Raw genomic sequence first — 25,573 nt, forward strand, 5'->3', positions numbered from 1 at the left:
CATGTGTGGAATCGTAGGTTGGATTGATTGGGAAAAGGACCTTTCCCAGGAGCGTCCGGTACTGCAAAAAATGACCCGGTGCCTCACGGATCGCGGGCCTGACGCCGACGGGTTTTGGCTGACTCCGCGGGCCGCCCTCGGTCATCGTCGCCTCGTCGTGGTAGACCCGGCAGGCGGGCAACAGCCGATGACGGCTCTCAAAAGCGAACATGCCTGCACGATGATTTACAACGGGGAGCTGTACAACACGGAAGACTTGCGGCAGGAGCTGCTCGCCTGCGGCCATACTTTTCAGTCCCATTCGGATACGGAGGTGCTGCTGCACACGTATCTGGAATGGGGCACGGACTGCCTCTCCAAGCTGAACGGTATTTTCGCTTTTGCGATCTGGGACGATCGGGCACAGCAATTGTTTGTCGCACGCGACCGACTGGGTGTCAAGCCGCTGTTTTACGCGCAGAGAGGCAGCTCGTTTTTGCTCGCCTCCGAATTAAAAGCGCTGCTGGCCCACCCCGATGTACGGCCGGAGCTGTCGCGGGAAGGGCTCGCGGAAGTGTTTGGCATCAGCCCCGCGCGCACGCCGGGCCATGGCGTGTTCCATAACGTGCACGAAGTACGTCCGGGCTGCTTCCTCACCGTCACGCGCGACCGGGTCAAACAGGAGCGATACTGGCAGTTGGAAAGCCGTCCGCATACCGACGACCTGGACACGACGACAGCGCGCGTCAGAGAGCTCGTCGTCGATTCCATCCAGCGCCAGTTGGTAGCGGACGTCCCTGTCGCGACCCTCCTGTCCGGCGGGCTTGACTCCAGCGTCATTACGGCTGTGGCCGCCGACTATTTCAAAAAAGAAGGCCGCGGAACGCTCCACAGCTACTCCATCGACTATGTAGACAACGACAAGCATTTCAAAGCGAGCGCTTTTCAGCCGAACGAGGATGCGCCGTATGTGCAGCTCGTTTCCAAATTTTTGGGCACCGCGCACCATACGATCGAATTTGATACGGCTGAGCTGATCGATGCCTTGAAAACAGCGACGCTCGCCCGCGACCTGCCAGGGATGGCGGACGTGGACGCCTCGCTCTACCTGTTTTGCCGCGAGATCAAAAAAGAGACGACGGTTGTCCTCTCCGGCGAATGCGCAGATGAAGTGTTCGGCGGCTACCCGTGGTTTCACCGGGAGGAGCTGCTTACCGCCGGGACCTTCCCTTGGTCGCGGGCGGTGAAGGAACGGGCCTCGTGGCTTGCGCCCGAGCTGCGAGCCTGGGTCAAACCGGAGGAATACGTCGCGATGCGCTATGCGGAATCGCTCGACGAAGTGCCGCACTTGCCGGGTGAGGACCCGCTGGAAGCACGCCGCCGGGAAATGTTTTACCTCAATATTACGTGGTTCATGAATACGCTGCTCGATCGCAAGGACCGGATGAGTATGGCGGCCAGCCTGGAAGCGCGCGTGCCTTTTTGCGACCATCGGATCGTCGAGTACGTCTGGAATATCCCCTGGGAAATGAAAACGTACGGCAATCGCGAAAAAGGGATTTTGCGCAAGGCGATGGAAGGCATTCTCCCCGACGAAGTGCTGTACCGCAAAAAAAGCCCGTATCCGAAAACGCACAACCCGTCCTACACCGAAGCCGTCCGCACCTGGCTGCTTGATACTTTGAACGACCCGAGCTCGCCGCTGCTGCGGTTGGTCGATGTCCCCGTCATTCGCAAAATTGCCGAGTCGGACGCCCAGGCTTCCAGCATACCGTTCTTCGGTCAGCTCATGAGCACGCCGCAGCTTTTCGCCTACCTGGGCCAGCTAGACTACTGGCTGCGCGAATACAAGGTCACGATCAAGGCGTAGCGTAACGATGGCAACCGTGCAAAAGCAAAGCTCCTCGACCCCATGGTTATGGGGTTTTGAGGAGCTTTTTCTTTCCTTTGCTCTTTTTCTTTTTGGCCTGCTTTGCCTCGGGCTTCGCTGCAGGGTGCAAGACCGGCTTCGGCGCCGGCTTCGGCGTCGCCTTCAAAGCGGCGGCAGGCGGACGGTATCGCACGTCACCTTCGCGGCCGGACCGCTTCATGATCGTAAACGCATCGGTTTCTCCCGCGCGGATCAAGCGGTAATCCACTCTCGTCTTCTTTTCTCCCCCGACGAGGATCGCTGCCACCACTCGCTGGTTGGGGCAGTTCGCTTTGACTTGTACAGACTGTACCGTGTTCGGAAACGGCGGGACCGCGCCATACGGGATACACAGCTTTCCTTTTAGCATCCGCAGGCGGAGGTTGCGAATCATCGCCTCTGTCAGTTGCTTGCCCCAATACCTGCGAAAGATGCGGGAGATTTTCCGCTTCGTGTTGTATTTGTCGGGCAAGGGCGTGTAATCGACGCCATTTACGGTGTAGACGACCTTTCCTCGCGGCGACGTGGCGATCTGTGTCCAGACTTGCTCGGCCGAGCTGATAAACTGCTTGAACATGCGCCATTCATCCAACGATTTCACCTCCTCCATAAACCGTATGGAGAAGGGCTTATGCTAGTACGCCCTTTTTATTTGGCGAGCTTCACAACGTCCACACGCCCGGAGAAAAAGGTCGCGCCGCCGCCCATGTCGGCAACCCGATCAGGGGTGAGCGCGTTCACGTAATGCTTGGCCTGCGGGGCATCTGCCCACAAGCCTTGGCTGACGACCACGCCCGGCAAAACATTTTCGCCGACGGATACGACCAGCTCGCATTCTCCCCGCTCATTCCAGACGCGCACCGTGTCCCCATCCGCAATCCCGGCGGCGAGCGCATCCGCGCTGTTCATATGCAGGCGAGGAATTTTCTCCATCTTGACGTGCTTGTCATTGTTGGAAAACGTCGAGTTCAAAAAGTTATGGTTCGGGCCGGGAATGAATCGGTACGGATAAGCGTCGTCCGTCAGAAGCGGCGTATATGTCGGCAAGGCCGGATAGCCTCTGTCTGCCATCGCCTGCGAGTACAGCTCGATTTTTCCGCTCGGAGTTGCCAGGCGGCCGGCAAAGTACGAATCGACCTTGGCCTTCATGAAGTTTCGTTCCGCGAGCGTCTCGAAGTCGATTCCTTCCAGATGCGGATTGCCGTGCCCCTGCAGCGCCTGGCGAATCATCTCCTCGTCGGAATCGCGGAAGGCAGGCTCGTCGTAGCCCATGGCAGCAGCGAGCAAGCGGAACAGTTCCGTGTTGGACTTGCTCTCGCCATACGGGGCGAGAACCGGCTTTTGCAACTGAATGTAGTGGTGCCAGTAGCTTGTGTAAAAGTCCATGTTTTCGTACGAGGACGTAGCGGGCAACACGATGTCGGCATAGCGAGCCGTCTCGGTCAAAAACAGATCGTGGACAACGGTGAACAAATCTTCCCGCGCAAGCCCTTGTCTGACCTTGTTGCCATCCGGAGCGACAATCGCCGGGTTGCTCGTGTACACAAACAGCGACTTCACAGGTGGATTCGCTTCCAGGAGCGCTTTGCCCAGCTCGTTCATGTTGATGACGCGGGTGTTTTTGTCGGCGAGCAAATCCGGCCGCTGCAACGCGCTTTTGTTGTGCTCCAAAAATCCTTTGTTGCCCTTGATCGCGCCCCCGCCCCGCACGAGCCACTGTCCGGTGAGCGCGGGCAGACAGGCGATCGTCCGCACGCACATGCCGCCGTTGTCGTGATGCTGAATGCCGTTGCCGATGCGGATAAAGGCTGGCGACGTCTGCCCGTACCAGCGCGCCAGCTTGTAAATATCGTCAACCGGGACGCCCGTAATCGCGGACACGGTAGCCGGGTCGTACGCTTTTACGTGCTCCCTCAGCTCTTCGTGGCCGACCGTGTACGTTTGCAAAAAGGCGGAATCGACCAAGTTTTCTGCGAACAGGACGTGCATAAGTCCGAGCGCCAGGGCGGTATCGGTCCCGGGCAAAATCGGGATGAACCAGTCGGCCCAGCGTCCTGTCTGGTTTTTATGGACGTCGATGACGACGATTTTCGCGCCGTTTTTCCGCGCCTGCTCGGCAAGCACGACCTGGTGCATGTTCGTGCTGACCGTGTTGATGCCCCACATGATGAACAGCTTGGCGTGTACCGTGTCCTCAGGGTCGGTCCCGAAAGCGCCGCCCATCGTGAAGTTGTAGCCGACCGCTCCTGCGCTGTTGCAAATCGTGCGGTCGAGAATGCTCGCACCCATGCGGTGGAAAAAGCGCCGATCCATGCCTTCCACATTGATCCGGCCCATATTTCCGTAAAAGCTGTACGGCAAAATGGACTCGGGGCCGTCCGCATCAATCAAGGTACGCCAGCGCGAAGCAATCGTTTCGATCGCTTCCTCCCAGGTGATGCGGACAAACTCGCCGCGGCCTTTTTTCCCGACTCGCTTGAGCGGATAGGCCAGCCGCTTCGGATCGTAGAGGCGCGCCGCCATGTTGCGCACTTTGTTGCAAATGTTTCCTCTCGTCACCGGATGGTTCGGATCGCCCTCGATTTTTACCAACTTGCCATCCTGCTTGTGAAGCAACAGTCCGCACTGATCCGGGCAATCCAGGGAGCAGACGGCAGGAAATACGCCATTTTCCTCTGTCGTAAAAGTCACGGTAGTCCCTCTTTCGTCGTTTGCTTTTTTTGGTTGTTCGCTGCAAGCTGCCACAAGCTCTAAATCCATGTAACCAGATCGCGTAACATTACTTTTCTATGTATTTTAGCATGAGTGGTGAGCATTTTCGCTACCGAAAACGCCGCGGCCTGCACTTGCGAGTCGGTCCATATAAAAAACCGCCTGAAAATCAGGCGGTTTTGTCTTATCCTATCCAGCAGGAAATGCTATAAGCCAGGTTCTGTCTCTCCCGTGCTGCAAGCGGGACGTATCCCTCGCACCAAGAGCGGTAGCCATCTATCTATGGCATCCGAAGATACCATCCGTCCCTTCCGTTTGATTCCTTCAGGACGGTTCCCCTACCAAATTTGGGTTTCTCGCTCGCAGGGTTTACCGCGTTCCATCTTTTCTGTCGCCAGAAAAGCTACGTTTCTGTGGCACTTTCAGCGTACTCGGGCCTCAGAGAGAGCCCTTTCCACGCCGTCAGCGAGGCTTGCGCCTCACTGCCCTGGCTTGCGCCAGGTACGAACACTCCAAGCATCTCAGCTTGGGCGAGCCTGGACTTTCCTCTACCGCCAATCGCCGAGACGATTGCGGCAGCGGCTACCCGCATTTCCTGCATTTCAGAATCAGTACTACATACTCTATCATACAGCTCATGTGCGGTCAACCAGCAGAACCTGGAACGTTCCCATTCGATCCTTTTGCCAACCTGTAGTACAATGAAAGAAGCGACAAGGAGGGTTGACCGTGATAACCATTACCCCACAGGCGGCAGCGCGCCTTGCCCTGATGATCGCGGAAGAGCGTGACGCAGACAAGCTGGGGATCAGGCTCGTTCCTACAACGACAGGCTGCGGCAGCTTTACCTACAGCATTGCCATCACCGAAGCGGAAAAGCACGATCAGGTCCAGGTCATCAACGAAGTCCGCTTTTTTTACCAGCCGCAAGACGTAGACAAGCTCCTTGGGACTGTCATCGATTGCGATCCTGTCACGGGGCGTTTTTCCATTCTCCATCCCCGGCCGCAAGAGGCAAATTGCCCGCATACTCACTGACCAGGAGGTTATTATGCTACTGCTTTCGTTCGAAAACATCAAGCCCAACATTCATCCAACTGTTTTCCTCGCCAAAGGCTCCGTCGTGTCGGGAGACGTGGAAATCGGCGAGGATTCTTCCATTTGGTACAACACCGTCATTCGCGGCGACATCGCGCCGACCATCATCGGCAAACGAGTGAGCGTGCAAGACAACAGCACGCTGCACCAAAGCCCGAACAACCCGTTGATTCTCGAAGACGAAGTAACGGTCGGACACAATGCCGTCCTGCACAGTTGCATCGTCCGCCGCGGCGCCTTGATCGGCATGGGCGCGATTGTGCTGGACCGCGCCGAGATCGGCGAGGAAGCGATGGTCGCGGCTGGCGCACTCGTCCCGCCCGGCATGAAAGTGCCGCCCCGCACGCTCGTAGTCGGCAACCCGGCGAAGATCAAGCGGGAGCTGACCGAAGCAGACTTCAAAGAGCTGGTGCGCATCCGCCAGTCTTACGTCGACAAAGGAAAAATGTACCGCAAGCTGGAAGAAAGCCCGCTGGAACGGTAGAGCATAGAGACGAAAGGTCGAGGACATCCGTGCCCTCGACCTTTTTTAGTCGCGATATCTGCCCATCACGATCGTATTGTAGTAGTTGCCGTCGGAAAGCAGTTTGTCCTGTTTCAAAACGCCCTCCACTTCAAAGCCAAGCCGCTCGTACAGCCGGATCGCTTTCTCATTCGTTTCCAGGACGTGCAGCGTCATTTTTTTCACGCCAGTTCGATCCGCCCACGCGATTGATTCCTGCAACAAATGTTTTCCGATGCCCTATCCCCAAAAAGCTTGCAGGACTCCTACGCCAAACTCCACCTTGTGCGCGAATCTTTTCAGCGGGCTGCCTGCGCAACGCGAAAACGCGACGATCTGCCCCTCTGCCACCGCCACCAGAAACAGGTTGCGGCTGCTCGCGGAGTCGGCGCGAATCAGCTCGCTGAACCCGGCTTCGTCGATGTAGTCTTCGCCTTTGTCCCGGTCCAGATTTTCCGTCTCGCCGTCGATTTGCAGCCGCAGCGCGGACAGCTCGCCCGCGTCCTGTTCCGTCGCGGAGCGGATCGTGTAAGTCAGCCCATTGACGGTAAAATCGCGCTTTTCGATTCGCATGCTGCCCCTCCCTCTCTGTTTGGAGTTGATAAACTCTGCTGCGCTCGTCCATTTTTTCACAAAAAAGCCCTCAAGCGAACGAGTATTGGAAATTTTACCAAAACAAAGGAAATGGCGCAATTGTTTTGGCAACTCCTGGCATGGAGATAAAAGAGCAGCGTATCCATCCATTAAGAGGACACTCTGCTCTTTTCCTGCCCGCCCGCTCGTGTTCAGGCGGAGCGCTGCCGCTCCACTTCACGAATATGCTCAAACAGCATATAGGAACGAATCGCCGTCTCCAGGTGCAGGCGATCCGGCTCTTTTGTCGTGAAGTGCTTCTGAAAAAAAGCGGACAGCTTGTAAAGCACGCCGCAATATTTGCGCACGTAGCGCTCCCCAAACATCCCGACGAACAGGCCGCCCACGCCGCAGACAACGCTCCACTCCAGCGGCAAAAACCAGACCGAGAGCAAAAATCCGACGAAAAACCAGACGACCAGATTGGTCGAGCAGCCTTCGTTGACGATATCGGCTTTGGCGATTTGCGGCAAGGCCGCCAGCGATTTTTTGCCTGTATAGCTGAAGACTTTATGTTCTGCACCGTGAAACTTTTTCATCATTTTTGGAAAAACAAAATGAAAGCCGCCGATGTAAACCGCTACCCACAGCGGATCTATAACCACCCACGCCGGATTGACCAGGGCTGCGACCACATAGCAGGCAAGCAGCAGATGAAAAAGCTGATAATACCAGGGAAAGGAGAAAAAAATCCGATACCACAGCTTGCCGATCGTCTTGAGCGTAATTTTTTCCGCCCACATATGGATGACGCCGTCTTTTACTTCGGCACAAGCAAGCACGTTTCGATCATGAAAAAGCACACCGCGTCCAAAAGACATCCCCATAATCATGCCGTTAGCTATTCTCCTTCCGCTCTAATGTCGTTATAATAGGTTGAGTTGTACGCAGAATGAAGGAGGTTTCCACAATTGATCCGCATGGTTCCAACAACACCAATCACACCGATACACGATCCATGGGAGCCGTTGTTTAATGCGACACCGCCCGCTTACAAGCTTACCAGCGTGGAGTTTACGGTAACGAATCTGTGCAATCTCCGCTGCGAGCATTGCGCGGTTGGCGATACATTGCGATATAAAGACGATCCCGCCCTGCCTGTCGATCTGATCCTGCGCCGTCTGGACGAAGCCAAGGATTTGCTTACGCTAAGTATAACAGGCGGGGAACCGATGTACAGCGAACGAACTGTAAAGGAAGTCATCCTGCCGATCCTGCGCTACGCAGCAGACCGCGGACTGCGCACACAGATCAACTCGAACATGTCGATGCCTTTTTCCCGCTACGAGCTGATTTTGCCTTACATAGATGTGATGCACATTTCCTGGAACTGGTCTACGCCAGAGGAATTTCATGATATTGTTTACGCAAAAGCAAGGCAAACGGTTTCAATCAAACAGGCAGAAGCGCAGTTTGAGCGCATCATGGAAAATTCCCGCAAGCTCGCTGCAGCAGGCGTGTTCGTCTCCGCGGAGACGATGCTCAATCATCGGACGTGGCCGAAGCTCGATACACTGCATCGGCAAATTCAGGAAATGGGCAGCCGCAGGCACGAGGTTCACCCGATGTACGCCAGCGACTTTGCCCGCGACCTGAACGTGCTGTCTTTGGATGAGCTGCGCCAGGCGATTCACCGGATGCTCGACATTCGCAACGAAAACTTGTGGATGCTGTTCGGGACTCTCCCCTTTTTCGCCTGCAGCCCTGATCCGGCAGACCGAGAGCTGATCCAAAGACTGCGAACAGCGAAAAATGTGACCACCCGCAATGATCCGGATGGTCGGAATCGCTTGAATATCAACATTTTTACGGGCGATGTGATCGTGACCGACTTCGGCGATGTCGAGCCGCTCGGCAATATCCAGGACGCTCAGCTTCAACATATGTTTGACGCCTGGCAGCGCCATTCGTTGAACCAGAAGATCAACTGCTTCTGTCCCGCGGCCAAATGTGCCGGGCCGAACCTGCTCGTTGCCAACACTTACTACCCGGAGACGGACTTCACGTTGCGCAAGGCACTCGTCTAGTTGGGCACGCTAAGGCGAGAGGTGATATCCATGAGCAGACGAAAACGTCCTCTCGTCCCAGGTGCCAGAGCAGGGCTCGATGCCTTGAAAGCGCAAGTCGCCCATGTCGCCGATCCGAACCAGGCGAAGTATGAAGTGGCTTCCGAGCTTCACGTCCCGCTGCAGCGCGGCTACAACGGCCAGCTCAGCTCACACGACGCAGGCCGGATCGGCGGCAGGCTGGGCGGCAGCATGGTAAAGGAAATGGTGCGGATGGCCGCGCAAGCCATGAATCAAAAATCGTAACGGCCTCACGCCTTGGGAACCCTGTCTTTTGCTGAAAGCGAGCGGCGGGGTTCTTTTTCGATCAATCGCGCCCTCCCCAACAGCATGCTGGCAGCCAGGCTGATGAAAATCAGTAGCATCCCGGAGAAAAACACGCCGTGCAAAGCCTCGCTGAATACGTGCTGCACGGCCGCGAGCGACTCGGGCGCAAGCGCACTGCGAAGCTGCTCGTCCAGCAGAAGCTTCGGATCGGCAAGGGCGGCAAGCTGCTCAGCAGACAGCGTGGAGTCTGCCATACCGCTCACCTCGTTCATCCCCGCCTGCATGCGCCACGCCAAAATCGTTCCGAATACGCTGATGCCCATCGTCCCGCCAATCGAGCGAAAAAATTGCGAGGTCGACATGGCGACGCCGCGTGCCTCGGGCGGAACCGCACTTTGGGCTGCTGTACCGAGCGCCGGGAAGACTGCTCCCATCCCAAGCCCCGTCACGATCATGGAAACCAAAAGCTGGCTGTTTGGCGTGGTTGCCTGAAGCTGGCCTAAAAGGTAAAAGCCAATCGCTATCAAGACCAGACTCGGAACCAGAATCGCGCGAAACGAAGCTTTGGCCAGCAGCCTTCCGCCAATGGCAGAAGACACTGCCACGGACAGCATGAGCGGTGTCAGCATATACCCCGCCTCCGCCGGACTTGCTCCGCTCACGCCCTGGACGAACAGCGGAATGTAAGCAATGGCACCAAATAGCGCTGCGCTCACGAAAAAGCCTGCGATATTTCCGAAGCCGATGGCCGGAATCCGAAACAGCGAGAGCGGCAAAAGCGGCTCCTTCGCCTTGCTTTCAACCCAGATGAACAGCCCCGTCAAAAGCAGACCCGTACCGAACAAGCCGAGAACCGGCCATGAGCCCCATGCGTCATGCCGCTCCCCTCCGATCACCAGGGCGAGCAAAATCGCAAGGACAGCGGCGCTCAGGCTGATGGCTCCGTACCAGTCAATCTGCGGCTTTTTGTCGCGAATCGTTTTCCCGCGCCACGCCAGTGCGATGAGCAGAAAGGCGGGAATGCCGATCGGCAGATTGAGAAAGAAAATCCAGCCCCAGTCCCACTTCTCCACTATGATCCCTCCCAGCGTCGGACCGACCATGCTCGCCAAAGCGAACACCGCTCCGAACAAGCCCTGGAATTTTCCGCGTTGCTCGGGTGGGTACAGCTCGCCGACAATCGTAAAGGCAATCGGCAGCAAAGCCCCGGCCCCCAAGCCTTGCACTCCCCGGGCGGTAATCAGCTCCATCATCGAGCCTGACCATCCGCACAAGAGCGACCCCGCCAAAAACAGCGCCAACCCGCTCAAATAGACAATCCGCGTGCCAAACAAATCGGCGAGCTTTCCGTAAATCGGCATCGTGATCGTCGAAGCGAGCATGTAGATCGCAAACACCCAACTGTAGAGCGACAATCCTGCCCATTCTTTTGTAATCGTCGGCATGGCCGTGGCCACGATCGTCTGATCCAGCGACGCCAACACCAGACCAAGCAGCAAGCCTGCCGTCACCAGATTCACCTGACGCTTTTTTTTGTTCCTTCATCTCGTTCCCTCCCTTTTTTTGTAAAACCATCGTTGACAGCTTTAAAAATATAAGGGAAATCGCGAAAAATGAATAGACTTTTTCTTTGCGATCGGTTATTCTGATGATAGAGTCTGCCCCTGAGAACTTGCAGGTTTCCATTGCTTTCGGACGCCTTGCCTATAGATAAAAAACCGCCCCAGCAACGACTGGAGGCGGTTTTTTGGTTGTCCGGCTTCATGCCTGATCGTCATCTGAGTTTGTCGAGATTTTTCGCACTCGGCTTGCGTGGCCCAAGCATCGTCTTGCTGATGCTGTTTACTTTGTGAAAGGAATCGAATACTTGGTCGATGACTTCCACCAGCTCGCGAATCTGCACCACTTTTCCATAGACGCCCATGAAATGGTGTCTGACGTTTTTGCCGTTAAACCCTAGCATGGCCGCACCTCCTCGTAATCCTCTAGTACTACCTTATGCAGTTCGGGGCCAAGAGGCGATGGCGTAGCGGGAAAATTATTAGCCCTTTGCAAAAAGGAAGGATGGCCGGACGTCCAATGGCTTAGCGCGGGCGTGGAGTCGCAGTCGGGCGCGGTCGAGGGGGCGGGGTTGGCGCAGGCGTCGGCACCGGGCCGGGCACGAGGCGTTCCAGACGGGTCACGCGCGCCTCCAGGCGGTTGACGCGTGTTTCCAGGCGATCCACGCGATCATCGACTTTGGTGTAGTCGTCGCGCAGCGCATCCACGCGATTTTCCACGCGCGTCAATCTCCGTTCCACATCACTCGTCGGAGCAGGCGTGGCAGTGACCGGGATGTACAGGTTTTGACCGACGTAAATGTAATACGGATAGGCGATATTGTTTACGCGGATCAATTCCTGAACGGGCACGCCAAAGCGAGCGGCAATACTGTTCAGGGTATCTCCCGCACGGACTGTATAGTTCACGAAGCTCACTCCCTCTATCGTTTCTTGTTCGTTACTAGCCTATGCCCGCCCGGAGACAGTGGAGATAAACCAATACCCATTTTTGCAAAGATAGGTAAACACCCAGTATATTCGCCGTTGCAGGCGCGCAGCGGCAAGGCGCCCAAGAATGCTTAGGAGTGAGAATGAACAACAGTGCTAATCATGATACTCAATTAAATACTGCAAATCTGTTTCCCTTTCGATTATTTCCCTTTCAATATCTTCGGTATAAATAAGCACATGTGGTCGGTTATCTTCTTTTCCTAAGTGGTAAACTTTTGAATAAACACTGATTTTTTGTTTCAACAACCGATAAAAAAGCAGATTAAACGGTCTTGGTATGTACCCCACTCGTTCATAATGATTTTCTTGGTCAATAAATTCAACTGCAGACGAATCTTCAGGATTAACATCGTCTATTCTGACAATAAACTCAATGTTCTCCTTCTGTTGAAAATCCCTGTTCTTAGATTTTGTATATGACCAGCCTGCAACCTCACAACTAAATAAAACATAATTCTTTTCATAAACAATTGGTTCCATGAACGTTAACGAGTCCGTTGCCAATTTCCCTTTTGTTACACATAAGTAATCCCAATACACATCATCAGAACCCTGCAAATCATTATCAGACAAAAATTTTTGAAAATCATTTCGTTTCGTGTTAGGAAGTCTTCTTTCAAAAACGGAAAACAATTTCTTGCTTTCATAGACTGACTCGATATCACTAATCCCGATAAACGGAATGAAACCTTCCGCCTTTGCCTCTTCAACGACTGAAATGTTATAAGAAAACACGTACAGACCGCTATCAAGCCTTTTTTGCAGTACTCCTACTGGGAAATTTCTCCCTGAAACTGGACTTTTCCAGTTTAGAAGTAATTTACTAAAACTAATTTTCATGGCTAAACTCCCTTAACATATAGTCTCGACGAGTTATTAACAAGCGTATAACGAATTGCTTTTGAAGGTCAGTCATAACTACGTCCGGTACTTTTTCAAGCAATTGGATTATCAAATTATCAGAAAGTCGTTCAATACGCGACACATATTTACTAATTTCAGGGGTACATTCCCTGATTTTTTGAAACAACGAAAAAATATTCAATTTCTCATGCTGTTGAATGTTTCCCCATTTGATTAAAGAACTTGATTTCCTTCCAAATAAGTATGCATCAAACATTTGTTTATCCCGCATCATTAGCATGATTTTATGTTGAGGTAACTCTCTTCCTAAACTAGAAGAATTATCGTAAAAAGGAGCAAACCGTATCTCGTTTGTTTTTTCATTTCTTATGATTCCAAAATTATCTTGATGTCGATCTGTGTTCCCTATTAAAGTGTCAAAAACCATCATTTTATACAGTTCTTGAGCACTTTGCATAATTCCATTTTCGAGAAAAAGACAACAGATTTATATGGCCTGTGGTTGGTTTCAATGTCGTGATGTGATGGCTTTGGAAAAATGGGCAGACCTGCAGAATTTTCGTCTATGCTGAAAAATTTAAGCTGCGGCTTTGCTTGAATGCTTAACCATGGCTAGTGCAGAAGCCAGCAATACAATGGCGTTAAGGTACTGGTGCGTTGTGACTTTCTGAATTCCCCAAACGTGCATCGCATCGGCAGTTAGATAGGTTTTCAAGCGGGAATTGCATCGTTCCACGCTAGTTCTTTCGTTGTACAGTTCTTTCCAACGCTTGCTCTCCCGATGCGGTGTGGAGTAGCGGCGCAGATCACTGGTTGTATCCACCTTAACGACCATCCCATAATTGGAAGACGAACAAGCGGCCATTCCGAGCGGGCAGTCTACCTTGCCTGTAGCATGGGGACAGCGGAATTTCAGAACATCGCCATCCGCTCCCCAATAGGTCATCGGAAAACCCATGGAGCAGCAAGGCGTTCCGTTTGATGTCATGCCGGCAGGCGGCTCTTTCTCATTGCGAAGATTCATCGGGATGATCGCCTGTGCTTTCAAATTCCGGGCAGCCTCATAGTTTTTTAGTTGGTCGTACCCAGCATCGAGGACAAAGAAGCTGACTTTGGTTTTTGCCGCGACTTGTTCCATCAGATCTGGCGCCATATCGCCGTCATGGACATGAGCCGGTGTCACGGCGAGCGCCATCGGCAGTTCGCTTTTGGTATCGACGGCGAGATGAAGCTTGTAGCCAAACCACTTCACCTTATTGCCGAAGGAGTCGAACTTGGCACCCCAGTTTGCATTGCCTGTGAGCTCGCTTTTACGTTTCGGCTGTTTCTTCTCGTAGGCATGGATCGCGGCACTATCGATGGCCACATGACTTCCATCGACGATGCCTTCTTGCTTGCAGCGTGTGACCAGATCCTCAAAAAGTCGCTTGACCAGGTCTTTGCTCGTAAGCTCGGCAAAGACGCGGCTCAACGTTGCCACGGAAGGAGCTTTCCGATCAAGCCGAAGTCCGCATCGATAGCGAAAACGAAGATCCATATCCAGCCGGCGATGTAGGCCAGTGAACGTACTGATATTCTCAAGCGGAGCTGCAAGCAAAGCCCGAAGGATTCCTTGTCTGCAGTGACCGTCAGCGCCTCGGGGGGAACGGCTTCTCAGTTCTTTGGCGTAAGGACGTAGGTCAAGAGCGCTGAAAAAGATAGGCAATCGTTCTTTGGATTCAAGTTTTTGCAGTTCCTCGAAGGAAAACAGACTTTCTTGAAGAATATACAAGGTGACTTCCTCCTTTTGGGCGTTTTTGGTTTGGTCACCGAAAAACTTCTCCAAATTGGGGTGAAGTCCCTTTTTTATCCCTAGAAATCCTTGTGTCTCAAGGGCTCAGATTTCTGCAAAATGCTCAGTTCTTCTATAAAATTGTATTTACGAAAAATTTTCTCTAATAACTCATAGCTGTAAACTTCAAACTCTCCCCGTAAAATGTCCCGATTGTATGTAAAATCATATTCCATGATCATATCTGCACCTTCAACTAAACTCTCCTCCCCTTCAACAAGAAAGGAATGACAAAGTGCTCCGTAAATCATTCCCGAATCCAACTTCGAAATATCTAGCCCATAATGCCCTACGATTTCGTCGTCAGCCGCAACACAAGCTATGTCTACAGTATGTGTGCTAAAACCCAGAATTTTGCCTATTTCGGAAGCAATTTTTTCAGCCCACATTTCCCCAGTAGATTCTCCTTCTATTTTCCATGTACTACTTGTCAGCGAAACAGGAAGCTTGAATAAGCCTAGCTTAAAACTCTCAGGAAATCTGTACCATCTCTTTTCTTTTGATCCCGAAACGTATAGATCTTCGAAGGGCCACCCTGAAATATTTAAGATTGGGTACATATGGCAATCTCCTTAACAATAATCTATGCTGATTATATCAAATAGCACATGTTTAATGCTAAAAGCTATTACTGCTTTTTCATGACCACAGGACAAGGGTTATTGCTTGAATGACTCGTTTACAGCTCAAAAGCCTCTGGCATCATATAATGTCAGAGGCTTTTGCGTTATTTCTATACGGTTTCCCTTATTTGAATACCGGCTCGGCAAACTGAGCCAATTTTTCCAGGGACGATTTCTCGACATCGGCATGCAAGCTGTTGCCGTGGGAGTCCATCGTCACGATGGCGGCGAAGCCTTTTACGCGCAAATGCCACATCGCTTCGGGAATACCGAACTCCAGGAAGTCCACGCCTTCGACTTTTTCCAGGCACTCTGCATAGTACTGAGCCGCGCCACCGATTGCATTCAGGTAGACAGCACCGTGCTCGTTCAACGCTTTCAACGTTTTTGCGCCCATTCCGCCTTTTCCGATAACGGCACGGATTCCGAATTTCTTGATAATGTCGCCCTGGTACGGTTCCTCGCGGATGGAAGTCGTCGGTCCAGCCGCTTTTACATGCCACTCGCCCGCTTCATCCTTCAGCATGACCGGACCGCAATGGTAGATGATCCCCCCATTGAGGTCCACAGGACAGTCGTGATCCATCAGGTAGCTGTGCAGGGCATCGCGTCCGGTGTGCATTTCGCCGTTGATGATGACGACGTCGCCCACTTTCAGGCTGCGGATTTGCTCTTCCGTAATGGGCGCTTCGAGCACTACCTCGCGACGGCTTTCGCCTTCTTCGCTTGCGGCTGCGGTCGGAGCCAAATCCATGGCGACTTCCTCGTCCTTGTACAAGTAACGGAGAATTTCGCCTGTTTCGGCGTTCAGACGCACACCTTGACGGCGGAACGCCCAGCAGTTGTAGGCAACGGAAACGAAAAAGCTTGCGGGCAGGCGATTTTCCACGCCCACTTTACAGCCGAGCAAGGTCGAGTTTCCGCCGAAGCCCATCGTCCCGATTCCCAGTTGGTTCGCTGTTTCCATAATGTAGTTTTCCAGCGCGGCCAGGTCCGGGTTCGGATTGACATCATCCACAGGGCGGAACAGTTGATGCTTCGCCAGCGCATAGCCGGAGGTGCGGTCGCCACCGATGCCTACGCCGATGAAGCCGGCGCTACAGCCTTGTCCTTGTGCCTGGTAGACCGCATGCAAAATGCATTTGCGCACGCCATCCAGGTTGCGGCCCGCTTTGCCCAGACCTTCCAGCTCACAGGGCAGGGAGTATTGAATGTTCTTGTTCTCACAGCCGCCGCCTTTTAGGATCAGCTTGATTTCGATTTCATCCTCTTCCCATTGCTCGAAGTGAATGACCGGAGTACCTGGCCCCAGGTTGTCCCCGCTGTTTGCCCCTGTCAAGGAGTCAACGGAGTTGGGACGCAGCTTGCCTGTTTTCGTCGCCTCTACAATCGCTTCCTTGATCGCTTTTTTGATCGTGAGCTGGTTGACGCCAACCGGAGTTTTGACCTCAAAGGTCGGCATCCCCGTATCTTGGCAGATCGGAGAGACGTTTTCCTCGGCCATCACGACGTTTTGCGCGATGGTGGACAAGGACAGCGCAGCACGAGTGCCCAAATCTTCTTTCAGTTTTGCTGCATTGACGGCGCGACGCACGTCTGGCGGCAAGTTTGTTGACGTATCCGTGATGAGTTCCAGAATGCTTTGCTTCAAGTTTTCCATCTATGACGCCCCTTTTGACGTAAGTGTGAATGGTAGCTTAAACCGCCTATTATTATAGCACACGCTCTCCCCCCTGTCCGTAGATTGCTGACCAAAGACAATGTGAAACGTTAAAGCAGCATTCTGCGTCTTATAACTGAATGCACATCCTGCCAAGATCGAGATGCGAGGGGATCGAGATGAAGAAAAAAGCAGCGGGACTTATCGTGACAGCCGTCGTGCTGTGCGCTCTGCCGTTTTTGCTCCCGCCAGGCTCGCTCAACGAGCCGACTGTCACAGCCTCAGAGCAAGACGGATTGCCTGTCGTCGGTTCCTACGGGCAATTCAAGAAGCTGCTGAAAAAGGCGAAAACCAACTACGTCGTGGCAGAAGCCGAGTTGAGCATGCCCGCAGCGGCTGCTGTCCTTGAAGCGAGGGATTCCGGCAAAAGCGCAGCAGCCCCGGATTTTTCGGCGACGAACACGCAGGTGCAAGGCGTCGATGAAGCCGACATCGTCAAGACGGATGGCACCTACCTGTACCAGTCGACGAGTCGCGAAGTGCGCATCGTCAAAGCGTACCCGGCCTCGGAGATGCGCATGACGAGCCGGATCAGCTATGAGGACGGCCTGTTCACGCCGCTGGAGATGTTCGTCGACGACAAAAAACTCATCGTCATCGGCCAGGCGAACAGCAGCGTCGAGTTGGCTCCTTTGCCCGCTTCGAAGCGCGCTATCCCGTATTACCGCCACAACCAGCTTGTCAAAGCGCTCGTCTACGACATCCAAGACAAAGCGCAACCGCGGCTCATCAGACAACTGGAAGTGGAAGGCCAGTATTTGTCGTCCCGCAAAATCGGTTCCAGCCTGTATTTGACGGCCAATCACTACATCGACACTTACCGGATTTTGCAGGAAAAAACGGAGCTGCCTGGCCCTGCCTATCGCGACAGTGCCTTCGGCGAGCAGTATCAAACCGTTCCGTACAGCGACATCCGCTATTTTCCGGAAAGCTTGCAGCCGAACTACCTGATGGTGGCAGGCGTCAATCTCGACGAGCCTAAACAAAAGCTGTCGCTTTCCACTTATTTGGGCGCAGGGGAAAATATTTACGCCTCCCCGACCAATCTGTACGTAGCGGTAACCGAGCATAAAGCGGAGCCGATCAAGCTGAAGCAAGGCGAGTCACTTGCCCCTTCGTTTGCCCCCCCGCCGCTTGCGACGGACACGACGATCTACCGCTTCGGCATGAACGACGGCAAGATCGCCTTTTCGGCAAAAGGCAGCGTGCCGGGCCAGATTCTCAACCAGTTTTCCCTGGACGAACACGACGGCTACTTGCGGATCGCGACGACGAGCGGAAACATGTGGCGCACCGATTCCGGCACTTCGCAAAACAACGTGTACGTCCTTGACAGCACGCTCGGAATCCACGGCAAGCTGGAAGGCATCGCTCCGACCGAGCGCATCTACTCCGTCCGCTTCATGGGGAAACGCGCCTACATGGTGACGTTCCGCAACGTAGACCCTCTGTTCGTGCTCGATTTGGCAAAGCCTGCTGCCCCGCGTATTTTGGGAGCGCTGAAAATTCCGGGCTACAGCGATTACCTCCATCCGTATGACGAGAACCACATCATCGGATTCGGCAAGGAAGCAGAGTCAGACAAGGACATGGCTTTTTACCAGGGCATGAAAATCGCGCTGTTCGACGTCAGCGACGTGACCAAGCCGAAAGAAAAGTTCAAAACCGTCATCGGCGACCGCGGAACAGACTCCGAGCTGTTGCGCAACCATAAAGCTTTGTTGTTTTCCAAGGAAAAAGGGCTGCTCGCCTTCCCGGTCACCGTCTACGAATGGACCGAGGAACAAAAGGCGAAGCAGGACATTCGCGGCTACGGCCACTTCACGTTCCAGGGCGCGTACGTCTACCGGCTCGATCTGGAAAAAGGCTTTACGTTGACGGACAAAATTACACATCTGGAGCAAGCAGACAGAGACAAGGCAGGGGAAGGCTGGTACGAAAGCACAAAAAACATCAAGCGAATCCTGACGATTGACCAGACGCTCTACACCGTTTCCGACGACTTCGTCAAAGCCCAGCCGCTTCAAGGGCCGAAAGCTGTAAAGACTTTGCCATTGACGAAATAAAGGGAATGGTCTGTCACGCGGACAGGTTCTGTGCTAAGATGGGGGAATAGAGGCAGCGCAAAAAGAGAGGGTGTCATTACGTGGAGTATTTGAGTCTTAATCTGACTTCAACACTGGCGGGATTAGCTGCCGTGCTGCTGGTCATGTTCATTCGCCTGCACTGGCCCTTCCGTTTTCAATATATGGCGAATCTGTACAAGCGCCGATTGGATGTACGGCTTAGCTGGTTGGAGGCATCCTACCGAAAAAACCGTTCGCGTGCGGTAGCCATGCTCGATAAATCGACACACGAAATCATGATCGGCAATTACGAACTGGCTGAAAAGTACATTGTTTCGGGCATCAACGTCTGCAAGGAACGCCCTTCTCTGTTCAATCAGGCCATGATTCACTACCTGTTTTACAACCTGGCGATCGTCTACTACTCGTCCGGCCGTTACAGCGAATCGCTGGAAGTCGCTTTCCGCATTTACCAACGCGACCAGAGGATGACGGATTCGCTCGCGCTCATCGCCTGCTCGCACGCTCGACTGGGCGAAATCGAAAGCGCACTCGAAGCTTATCAACTGATTGCCACCAAGCGCTCTGCCAAGGAGTGGAAGCTGTTTTGCCTCGCTGAAATCGAAGCGGCCAAAGGCAACTACGAGCACGCCTTGACCTATCTCCGCCAGTTGCTGAACAAATCGGCCAGCTCTTTGCACTTCAACCGCTCCGAGCTGGAAAAACGCCTGGAGGAATGGCAAAAGGCTTCGACTCACGTCAGCTAAATATCCGCCTGCTTTCCAATCCAAATGACACCGCACATGATTTTTCTGGTGTGCGGTTTTTTATTGCCGCCTGCTTCCAGAAAACGGGCATATCGGGCAGGAAAATGTGGCATTCTCGTAAAAGCCGTTCCATTTTTCTTCCGTATCGCTGCTCTATACTATTTCAACAGATGTAGGCCAGAAAGAGAGGTTTCTTGAAATGAAAAAGTTTGACATTTCCATCCTGACAGTCGCCGTCCTCCTGACAGGACTGGCTGTGATCGGCGTATCGCAGGCAAATGATCCTGCCGCCGCCCACACAAGTGCAGTCGCGACAGTCGGCAACACCGCGATCTCGCAAACCGCGCTCTATGAGCAGATGAAAAAAGAGGCTGGCGCCAAAGTCGTGACCGACCTGATTGCCATTGAACTGTGCAAGCAGGAAGCCGCCGCCCAAGGCATCAAAGTGACCGAGCAGGAGATCGACGCGAAGATCAATCCGATCAAGGATAAATTGAAAACACCGGAGAAGTTCCAGGAGTATTTGCAGGAACGAAAAATGAATGAAAAAGAGCTCCGCGAGCGGTTCGGCATGCTCCTTTTGCGCGACAAAGTGTTTGAAAAGGCATTCCCGGTAACAGAGGAGCAAATCAAGGAGTACTACGAGAAAAATAAAGAAAAGCTCGGAAAAACGTATGAAGAAGCTCGTCCCGAGATCGCCGAGAAGCTGCTAGAGCGCAACAGACGCAAGCACTCGGACGAGTGGCTGGAGCAAATGAAGAAAAAGTACAACGTCCAGATCATGGACCCGGTTCTGGTGGAGCAAGCAAAGGAATAATCGCGCTTGATTCACCCGCACGCGTAATGCCAAAAGACTTGTGTCGCCCGTTTTTCCGGTGCACAAGTCTTTTCTTTTGCAGAAAAAAGTTACGGACGTAAAATCGCGATCAGCTCCTGCAAAAAGTCGGGGATGTCGCCTTGCAGGATGGGACCGTGTCCCGTCGCCAAAAATTCGATCGGCCAGTCAAGCAACGCTTCCAGCCCCTCCACGTACTCCGGGACCCGATCAGGCTCGTCGATGGCCCAGCTTTTTATATGCGCCTTGTACGCCGCCCGGCACTCGCTTTCTTTTCCGACGATCTGACCCAGCTCGGCTTTATCAAAGCAGATGTGGTCGCCGACAAAACAAATTTTGCTCTGCGGGTCGAAAAACGCCACGGACCCTTCCGTATGAAAGGACAATTGCCGAAAACGCAACGACGGTAGATCTCCGCCGCTCCCCGTGAAGGTGTGCCCGAACAGCGTCTGAGAGAAATCGTCCAGCTCGTAGTAATCGTCGAGATGAATCCAGTTGTTTCGGGAAGGAAACATGTCGGCATTCCCGATATGGTCCGCGTGCCGATGGGTAAAGTAAACGTATTCAATCCGCTCCGGCTTGGCACCGATTCCCTCCAGCGCCTGCTGAAAGTACGTCCGCTGCTTGCGCAAGTGGGAATCGATAACAGCAAACGATTCACCTTGTTTGACCACGTAGCTGTTCACGTAGCTCTGCCACGCATCCTCGTAGGTGATGATCGCCCAGGTGGAGTCTGTGATTGGTGCAATCACGTTGTTCATGCCTCCATCTCTCCTCTCCTCCCAGTTTCTATTCATACTGTTATTATACACAATGTTACACGACCTTGCCGACTCTTGCCAAAAGATCGGCTGTTAAAGCACCGATGCCGCTTCCCCGAGGCTGACCCAGGAGCGTCCCTGCGACCGCGCAATGTTGACCGGAACCCCAAAAAAGCGGGTCAATCCGTCTGCCGTCAGCACCTCGTCCGTTTTTCCCGCCCGCTCGACCTCCCCCGCCTTCAACAGCAGCGTGTGGGTAAAGCACGGCAAAATTTCCTCGATATGATGAGTGACGTACAGCAATGTCGGCCCGTCCGGCTGCTTGGCAATTTGCTCGATCATCGACAAAAGCTGCTCTCGTGCCAGCAAATCCAGTCCCGTACATGGCTCGTCCAAAATGAGCAGCCGGGGGGACGCCATCAACGCCCGCGCAATCAGCACCTTTTGCCGCTCTCCTTGCGAAAGCGCTCCGAACGGCCTGTCCCGCAGCTCCGTGCAGCCGAATGTTTCGAGCAGTTCGGACGCTTTTTGCACATCTTTCTCCGCCGGAACCGCGTACAGGCCAATCGTCGCTTCTCTCCCGCTCAAAATGACGCGAAAGGCCGTCTCGTGCTCGTGAAGCTGTGCGATCAAAGCCGTGCTGACCCAGCCGATCGATTTTCTTACTTCGCGCAAATCGACCGTTCCGTACACATTTCCGAGGACGCTGACCTGCCCCTTTGTCGGCCAAGTGTAGCCACAGATGATTTTCAGCAGGCTCGTTTTGCCGGAGCCGTTCAGTCCGACCAGGCACCAGTGCTCGTTTTCTTGCACCTGCCAGTTAACGTCGCGCAAAATGACCGTTTCGTCTCTTTGCCACATGACTTGGTTCACATCAATAATCATTTGCTCTCTCCACTCCTGTCTTACTTTGTCGGAAGCCGTAATCTTTCTGATTATTAAGAGTATAACTGTCCATTCCTGATCGATCAATTCTTTTGTACACCCGGAGGCGATGCGAAAAAACCTTCGCGGCAAGTTGCGAGCCACGAAGGTTTGTTTCGCTAATGCGGTTTGCTTAAAACTTTCCTTGAATCTTGAACACGATCTCCGCGAACAAGGTTGCGAACAGGAACGTCCCTGTGAAAACGACGAGGGATACGACTACGATCCGCCAGCTCAACTGCTTGAACAGATGAATGTCTTTTCCAAGCGACAGACCGGCGTATGCGAGAATCGGTGTCGCGAGCGCCAGCAGGTTGATTTTGGCAATCGACGCTGCCGTGTACTCGCTTCCTGGGAAGAAAGGAGAAGTAGCCAACATGGCAAACAGAGAAATCCAGACAATCACCGGAGATTTGAACGGCAAAATTTTCGTAAAGCCCATCCCGATCAAGGTGATGACCGCGAGAAGCACAATGCCTGGCAACGATTCCATGATCGGCACGCCATAGCCGATCCAGTTACCGATGAGTGAGATTGCGCCAATGATGAGAATCGTCAAAATTTGATTCATGCGCTTCTTTTCCCCCCTTCTGTGTCAGAAGAAGCGTTTTTGCGGCCGATGATCGGCTCCAGCCATGCGTACAGCCGCTGCGTGAGCGGCAAGGAGACGAAAATGCATACATACGTACCGATAATGCTCATCATCAAGTTCGCCGCCCCCGAGTAGAAGGCGATGTCTTTTTGCGCTTCCGGGAAAATTACGGCGAGCGAGCCTGTCGCTGCCGCCATCATGCTCCCTGAACCAACCGCTGCGCCCATCGCGAGCGAAATCGGATGGAACAGTCCGCTGCTGCCGAGGATACTTGCGAGCAACGACATGAAAATCGCGCCAAACAACGTACCGCAAATGTAAACGCCCAGTGCGCCGCGCGCTTCCGGCGAGCTTGCCCCGAACTTGTCCACGATAATCGCCAGATTAGGCTCGCGGTCGAGGGAATAGGTAGCCCCGATTGATTCGCGCTTCAGACCGAGCAAAAGCGCCACTGGCAAGCCCAAAATGATCGTTCCGACGATGTGGCCTACCTCCTGGACGAGCAGCGATACGCCCGCTCCAAACAGCTTGGGCAACTCTGGACCAATGTTGGCGCCGAGCTTACATACGAAGATCAGAAAAGAAACGCCCAAAATGTTTGCCGCGACATTCATATCTTTTTCTTTCAAAAACTTGAATGAAGGCCAGCTAATGACACCGCCGATAACGAGTGCGTACAGCATCGGGAACAAGGCGATGACGCCGATGCCGATATTGATTTTTTTCGTGCCGATAAACTCTGTCAAGGCTACCAGTACAAGCACCAGGAAATGCAGCTTGTACACATTCACGCGTCCCTCAGTCATAAGGATCCCCCTGTTCGGTCTTGTTTCTGTCTGCTATTCGATGACTACCTTTTGCGCTGCCCGAACGAACAATTCGACGCCGCGAGCCAATGCGTCTTCATCAAAATCAAAGCGTGGGTGGTGGTGCGGGTAAACAAAGCCTTTCTCCGGATTGCCCGCTCCCAACTGGATGAAGCAGCCTGGCGCCTTTTTCAAGTATTCGGAGAAATCCTCGCCCGGCATCAGCGGGTCGATGTACATAATGTCTTCCTCGCCCCAGCGCTCGCGAATGATGTCCTCCATCAGCCTGGTCACTTGCTCGTCGTTGACGACGGAGGTGTAGCCGTGAGAGAACGAGAACTCGTAGCCGGCCCCATGTGCTTCGGTAATCCCTTTGACAATCCGCTCAATCCAGACCGGCAGATTTTCGCGAATTGTCGCGTTAAAGCAGCGGGTCGAGCCTGTCAGCGTCAGCGTATCTGGAATGATGTTGTAGGCCGTGCCTGCGTTCAACATCGTCACGGAGAGGACGACCTTGTCCAACGCGCTGACATTGCGGGAGACGATTTGCTGCAAAGCGGTGATGACTTGCGCGCCGATGACGACCGGATCGATCGCCGACTCCGGCTGGGAGGAGTGTCCGCCCTTGCCCTGGATTTTCACATCAAAACGGTCTGTGGAAGAGGTGAGCGCCCCGTATAAAACTCCGAATTTTCCGACTGGCATGTAAGAAGCGAGGTGAATCCCGATAATCGAATCCAGACCGTCCGCCGCTCCTGCCCGGACAATCTCGACCGCGCCGCCCGGCGGAAGCTCCTCTGCGTGCTGGAAGAAAAATCGCACTTCCCCTTTGATGCGGTCTTTGTACTGCGACAATATTTTCGCCGCCCCAAGCAGCATCGCGGTGTGCCCGTCGTGCCCGCAAGCGTGCATCACGCCCGCTTTGCCGGATGCGTAAGGCACATCGTTTTCTTCGTGAATCGGCAGGGCGTCCATGTCGGCGCGCATGCCGAGCACTTTTCCCGGCTGGGAGCCGATCAGGCGAGCAACCACACTCGTTTTCGTCGGACGGGACAATTCCAAATTTCCGAAAGATCGCAATTTTTCATACACATATTGAGACGTCTGTTCTTCTTCAAACGACAGTTCGGGATGCTGGTGCAAATGTCTGCGCCAGGCAACGACCTGTTCTGCCAATTCGTCCGCCAATCGCTTCGTATCCAAACTCACTGTGTCCACTCCTTTTCTCTCTAGCTTTACGTTCAGTTAAGTTTCATTAAACAAATTGGCTTTCCGTGAATTCTATCACGTGTGAGCCAAAATTACAAATGTCCATTTCAGAAGGACATTTTTTGTCAAATCCACCTCGATCCCCGTCTATTTATTAGTTATTTTAGAATTTTCTATCTATAATGTCCACGTAAAATATACATAAAACGCAATAAAAATTTTTGAACAGCGTCCTTTAGGGCTTTTCCGCAGAAAAGCCCTGCCCCGCTTCCTACAAATTGACGGCAAACCACACGTACTTGCCGCCGCTTTGGCCCAGCCACAGTTCACCGTTGCCCACCATCACGCCTTGGGCGTTGACGAACGTCTCACGGACGTTTTGGGCGAGCAAAGCTTCCTTGACCTTCGGTGTGACAATCTCGTCGTACTCCGCGAGGAACTGCTGCTCATTTTGCACGTAGCGGCTGCCCCCGTCCTTGTTTATGCGCAGCGGATACTGGACCATTCTTGCGACTTGTGCTTTGTTCCCGGCCTTCACCGCCTCCTGAAGCTTGTCGAAAAAAGCTTCAAAGGCAACCGGGTCGGTAATGCCTGCCACTTCGTAGCGATTGTGCTCGCTCTCCGCCTGTTGCCGCGCCGCTTGCTGCATCATCTGGCCCGGTTCCGCCGCTTGTCCGGCGAGAGCTGGGGAAGTCAGGTGAAGCAGAACGGTTCCGATGACGAGTAACGTTCTCACGCTTTTGCTTTTGCTCATCACGCTTCGCTCCTTTACGGTTTATCGTTCGTTTCTACCAGTAGCTTTTCTCCGGGGGCTTTGGCTTATGAGTCGCGGCGGCCCGTTGCCCAAGCTTTTACCG

The 25,573-nt window shown here is 53.4% G+C and carries 25 protein-coding genes, 1 other RNA gene and 1 pseudogene; 8 read left to right on the forward strand and 19 right to left on the reverse strand.

What is annotated here, in order from left to right; genetic code table 11:
- Position 1: 1 nt before the first annotated feature.
- On the forward strand, positions 2-1,849 hold the full coding sequence (asnB, locus tag M655_RS17035) for an asparagine synthase (glutamine-hydrolyzing) (RefSeq protein WP_007785093.1): 1,848 nt from the start codon (positions 2-4) through the stop codon (positions 1,847-1,849).
- A gap of 46 nt (positions 1,850-1,895) precedes the next feature.
- Here the strand turns inward: asnB and M655_RS17040 are convergent, their stop codons facing one another.
- The 3 genes from M655_RS17040 to rnpB all read right to left on the reverse strand — a co-directional run bounded on the left by M655_RS17040 (position 1,896) and on the right by rnpB (position 5,194).
- Positions 1,896-2,489 carry a DL-endopeptidase inhibitor IseA family protein gene (locus M655_RS17040; RefSeq protein ID WP_235694761.1) on the reverse strand — a complete coding sequence of 198 codons (594 nt, stop codon included), beginning with the start codon at positions 2,487-2,489 and terminating at the stop codon, positions 1,896-1,898.
- 47 nt (positions 2,490-2,536) lie between these two features.
- Positions 2,537-4,579 (reverse strand): molybdopterin-containing oxidoreductase family protein, encoded by a 2,043-nt coding sequence (locus tag M655_RS17045; protein WP_026557022.1) that lies wholly within the window; start codon positions 4,577-4,579, stop codon positions 2,537-2,539.
- Between the two features lie 225 nt (positions 4,580-4,804).
- Positions 4,805-5,194: RNase P RNA component class B (rnpB, locus tag M655_RS17050), an RNA gene on the reverse strand.
- Between the two features lie 135 nt (positions 5,195-5,329).
- Between rnpB and M655_RS17055 the strand changes: the two genes are divergently transcribed.
- Positions 5,330-5,638 carry a HesB/IscA family protein gene (locus M655_RS17055; RefSeq protein WP_025848379.1) on the forward strand — a complete coding sequence of 103 codons (309 nt, stop codon included), beginning with the start codon at positions 5,330-5,332 and terminating at the stop codon, positions 5,636-5,638.
- A gap of 13 nt (positions 5,639-5,651) precedes the next feature.
- Complete coding sequence (locus M655_RS17060; RefSeq protein WP_007785089.1) at positions 5,652-6,182, forward strand: gamma carbonic anhydrase; 531 nt, start codon at positions 5,652-5,654, stop codon at positions 6,180-6,182.
- A gap of 45 nt (positions 6,183-6,227) precedes the next feature.
- Here M655_RS17060 and M655_RS17065 read toward each other — a convergent pair.
- A pseudogene (locus tag M655_RS17065) lies at positions 6,228-6,773 on the reverse strand (GNAT family N-acetyltransferase).
- Between the two features lie 212 nt (positions 6,774-6,985).
- A complete protein-coding gene (locus tag M655_RS17070; RefSeq protein ID WP_026557021.1) occupies positions 6,986-7,666 on the reverse strand; it encodes a DUF1385 domain-containing protein in 681 nt (226 codons plus the stop codon).
- Between the two features lie 78 nt (positions 7,667-7,744).
- Here M655_RS17070 and yfkAB point away from each other — a divergent pair, with 78 nt between their 5' ends.
- Entirely contained in the window at positions 7,745-8,860 is a 1,116-nt protein-coding gene (yfkAB, locus tag M655_RS17075; RefSeq protein ID WP_005832907.1) for a radical SAM/CxCxxxxC motif protein YfkAB, read from the forward strand.
- Positions 8,861-8,890: 30 nt separating this feature from the next.
- Positions 8,891-9,145, forward strand: a complete 255-nt coding sequence (locus M655_RS17080; protein WP_026557020.1) for an alpha/beta-type small acid-soluble spore protein — start codon at positions 8,891-8,893, stop codon at positions 9,143-9,145.
- Between the two features lie 5 nt (positions 9,146-9,150).
- Here M655_RS17080 and M655_RS17085 read toward each other — a convergent pair whose 3' ends face one another.
- The 8 genes from M655_RS17085 to M655_RS17120 all read right to left on the reverse strand — a co-directional run bounded on the left by M655_RS17085 (position 9,151) and on the right by M655_RS17120 (position 16,696).
- The gene (locus M655_RS17085; protein ID WP_286085845.1) at positions 9,151-10,677 is read right to left on the reverse strand and encodes an MDR family MFS transporter; all 1,527 of its coding nucleotides are present in this window, start codon (positions 10,675-10,677) and stop codon (positions 9,151-9,153) included.
- A 263-nt stretch (positions 10,678-10,940) separates the two neighbouring features.
- A complete protein-coding gene (locus tag M655_RS17090) occupies positions 10,941-11,129 on the reverse strand; it encodes a hypothetical protein (RefSeq protein ID WP_005832911.1) in 189 nt (62 codons plus the stop codon).
- 121 nt (positions 11,130-11,250) lie between these two features.
- Positions 11,251-11,634 carry a LysM peptidoglycan-binding domain-containing protein gene (locus M655_RS17095; RefSeq protein ID WP_005832912.1) on the reverse strand — a complete coding sequence of 128 codons (384 nt, stop codon included), beginning with the start codon at positions 11,632-11,634 and terminating at the stop codon, positions 11,251-11,253.
- 177 nt (positions 11,635-11,811) lie between these two features.
- Positions 11,812-12,558 carry an HIRAN domain-containing protein gene (locus tag M655_RS17100; protein ID WP_005832914.1) on the reverse strand — a complete coding sequence of 249 codons (747 nt, stop codon included), beginning with the start codon at positions 12,556-12,558 and terminating at the stop codon, positions 11,812-11,814.
- Positions 12,548-13,012: a HipA domain-containing protein gene (locus M655_RS17105; protein WP_286085846.1), complete on the reverse strand. Its 465-nt coding sequence runs from the start codon at positions 13,010-13,012 to the stop codon at positions 12,548-12,550. Before M655_RS17105 ends, M655_RS17100 begins: the two co-directional genes overlap by 11 nt.
- A gap of 147 nt (positions 13,013-13,159) precedes the next feature.
- Positions 13,160-14,353 (reverse strand): transposase, encoded by a 1,194-nt coding sequence (locus M655_RS17110; protein WP_007787630.1) that lies wholly within the window; start codon positions 14,351-14,353, stop codon positions 13,160-13,162.
- Positions 14,354-14,433: 80 nt separating this feature from the next.
- Positions 14,434-14,973 carry a hypothetical protein gene (locus tag M655_RS17115; protein WP_286085847.1) on the reverse strand — a complete coding sequence of 180 codons (540 nt, stop codon included), beginning with the start codon at positions 14,971-14,973 and terminating at the stop codon, positions 14,434-14,436.
- A gap of 187 nt (positions 14,974-15,160) precedes the next feature.
- Entirely contained in the window at positions 15,161-16,696 is a 1,536-nt protein-coding gene (locus M655_RS17120; RefSeq protein WP_007785077.1) for a fumarate hydratase, read from the reverse strand.
- 179 nt (positions 16,697-16,875) lie between these two features.
- On the opposite strand from M655_RS17120, the gene M655_RS17125 reads away from it, so the two are divergent.
- From M655_RS17125 to M655_RS17135, 3 genes are all read left to right on the forward strand, one after another.
- The gene (locus tag M655_RS17125; RefSeq protein WP_007785074.1) at positions 16,876-18,822 is read left to right on the forward strand and encodes a beta-propeller domain-containing protein; all 1,947 of its coding nucleotides are present in this window, start codon (positions 16,876-16,878) and stop codon (positions 18,820-18,822) included.
- Positions 18,823-18,902: 80 nt separating this feature from the next.
- Positions 18,903-19,589, forward strand: coding sequence for a tetratricopeptide repeat protein (locus M655_RS17130; protein WP_007785072.1), 687 nt, complete (start codon positions 18,903-18,905; stop codon positions 19,587-19,589).
- Between the two features lie 199 nt (positions 19,590-19,788).
- The gene (locus M655_RS17135; protein ID WP_026557017.1) at positions 19,789-20,406 is read left to right on the forward strand and encodes a SurA N-terminal domain-containing protein; all 618 of its coding nucleotides are present in this window, start codon (positions 19,789-19,791) and stop codon (positions 20,404-20,406) included.
- Positions 20,407-20,495: 89 nt separating this feature from the next.
- On the opposite strand, the gene M655_RS17140 is transcribed toward M655_RS17135, so the two are convergent.
- From M655_RS17140 to M655_RS17165, 6 genes are all read right to left on the reverse strand, one after another.
- A complete protein-coding gene (locus M655_RS17140; RefSeq protein WP_005832924.1) occupies positions 20,496-21,185 on the reverse strand; it encodes an MBL fold metallo-hydrolase in 690 nt (229 codons plus the stop codon).
- A 93-nt stretch (positions 21,186-21,278) separates the two neighbouring features.
- On the reverse strand, positions 21,279-22,070 hold the full coding sequence (locus M655_RS17145) for an ABC transporter ATP-binding protein (RefSeq protein WP_005832926.1): 792 nt from the start codon (positions 22,068-22,070) through the stop codon (positions 21,279-21,281).
- Between the two features lie 172 nt (positions 22,071-22,242).
- Positions 22,243-22,680, reverse strand: coding sequence for a hypothetical protein (locus tag M655_RS17150; RefSeq protein ID WP_005832928.1), 438 nt, complete (start codon positions 22,678-22,680; stop codon positions 22,243-22,245).
- A complete protein-coding gene (locus M655_RS17155) occupies positions 22,677-23,507 on the reverse strand; it encodes a DUF3100 domain-containing protein (protein ID WP_005832930.1) in 831 nt (276 codons plus the stop codon). Before M655_RS17155 ends, M655_RS17150 begins: the two co-directional genes overlap by 4 nt.
- 33 nt (positions 23,508-23,540) lie before the next feature.
- On the reverse strand, positions 23,541-24,716 hold the full coding sequence (locus M655_RS17160; RefSeq protein WP_026557016.1) for an amidohydrolase: 1,176 nt from the start codon (positions 24,714-24,716) through the stop codon (positions 23,541-23,543).
- A 271-nt stretch (positions 24,717-24,987) separates the two neighbouring features.
- The gene (locus M655_RS17165; RefSeq protein WP_026557015.1) at positions 24,988-25,470 is read right to left on the reverse strand and encodes a hypothetical protein; all 483 of its coding nucleotides are present in this window, start codon (positions 25,468-25,470) and stop codon (positions 24,988-24,990) included.
- Between the last annotated feature and the right edge of the window lie 103 nt (positions 25,471-25,573).

Source organism: Brevibacillus sp. NSP2.1, assembly GCF_000470975.2.
Lineage (GTDB): Bacteria > Bacillota > Bacilli > Brevibacillales > Brevibacillaceae > Brevibacillus > Brevibacillus agri.